1 protein-coding gene is annotated in these 1,785 nt (G+C 38.9%); it reads right to left on the reverse strand.

Annotated features, from left to right (window positions below):
- Positions 1–531 precede the first annotated feature (531 nt).
- Positions 532–1,656 carry an IS110 family RNA-guided transposase gene (locus tag ACR65M_RS26765; RefSeq protein WP_341331531.1) on the reverse strand — a complete coding sequence of 375 codons (1,125 nt, stop codon included), beginning with the start codon at positions 1,654–1,656 and terminating at the stop codon, positions 532–534.
- Positions 1,657–1,785: the final 129 nt, after the last annotated feature.

Below are 1,785 nucleotides of genomic sequence, written 5' to 3' on the forward strand. Positions count from 1 at the left end.
AATGGGACGGAGGGACAGGTCCCTGATATGAACGAAACTGTCAAGTTCCCCTCGAATCCCTAATTATAATTGCCGTTTTTTGGCGCACTTAAGAAGAGAAGCATTTTTGGGCTTCTTTTCTTTTTTATAAATGTTGGAGACATTTTATGTCTAGGGATTACCCTTCTCAGCTTACTGACTACTCCTCAATCTATGGATTGCCTGTCAAGTGCTCTCCTTGACTGGTAATCCATAGATTGAGACACTTTTTAAAGCTGAGAATTAAATTCCTCCTTTATTCAGAAGTTAAGAACACGGCACGAAGGCAAAAATCTAAGCTTCGGTAAGCACTCTGATATTCGTGGATTCTCACATTTTATCTTTCCGTATAAAGGATCTACCACCAACTCGTCACGTGCGTTAGCCTATTTAGACATAGCACAAAGGGACCACGTGGATTATCCTTTCCGGTGTTATACTTTGCCTTCGAGCCCTACTCTTAAAATCACATAATTTAACTGCAGTTTTTTATAAACGAATTTTTATAATAGATTAAGATTCAATTAAAACTCTAGAGTTTGTTTCTATTTCCTGCGTGACTGCCCAGATAAACCCAGCTAGTTCTCTTGCCACTGCCGTTACGACTTTCCCACTTTCTTTACCCCTTGATAATAATCGGAAATACTTTTTATGAAGACGATTTTGAGCTTTCCATGATATAGCTTGAACAACGGCCGACTGACCTTCTTGTCTTCTTTTTAATTCTCCTTTTACTGCAGGTTGATATCGATAACTCCAGGCTGCTTCTATCAGAAGACGGCGAACGTGTTTATTCCCTGTTTTCGTAATCTTACCTTGTCTTCGACTCTCACCACTAGAATATTCGCTTGGGATAAGACCTACATATGACATGAATTGTTTAGCCGAGGTAAATCTTTTAAAGGACCCAATCTCTGCCACTAAACTTGTGGCTGTAATAGTTGCCACACCTCTAAGCGATTGAAGTGCTTGAATTACAGGAGCGTGTAAACCTTCGGTTGCTTGGATATCTATTTCTTTCTCTAACCGTTTTATCCGTTGTTCGATCTCTTGAAGTTGATAGTAATATTCTTGGAATACAATTCTAGACGTAGAACGAGTAAATTTTAACTTGTTTAACCATTCCCGATACTTAAGGGTCCATTTGCGAACACCAGTAGGAGGCTTAATATTGTGTCTTAATAAAAACTTAGTGAGTCGATGTTTTGCCCTTAATTCATCCTCTTTGGCATCTTCACGAGCACGAACTAAATCTCGAAGAGCTTCATCGTCTTCAGTTGGTACATAAATAGATGTTAATTCACCAGCACGGAATAATTGAGCAAGCCTAACCGCATCCCTTCGGTCTGTTTTAATCCGTTCTCCTGGCTTAGAAGGGATTAGGGATGGTGCGATTACAAAACACTCTATTCCTAAACTTAAGAAGAAGCGGTACAATGGGTAACCTGTTGGGCCTGCTTCATAACATACCTTTATCTGTTTTTTATCTCCTAATTTCTTAACTAATTTTCTAATAGCCTCTAAAGAGTGTGGGATCATTCCATAATATCTAGGTGCGTCTCTTCCTTCTTCAGCAATCGCAACAGAAATTTTTTCCTTTGAAACGTCTAAACCTACGTATTTTATGGTATCCTTCATAATATAACTAGCTCCTTTCGTAATGTAGCTCTGATTTGGTTTGATTTTTTAATCTCCGTTAAACAGTCTAACCAAATTAACCTACGGGATTACGACAAGGGGCTAGTTTCGTTCATGTTAACTTGTCCC

The sequence above is a fragment of the Ferdinandcohnia sp. SAFN-114 genome, assembly GCF_059415045.1.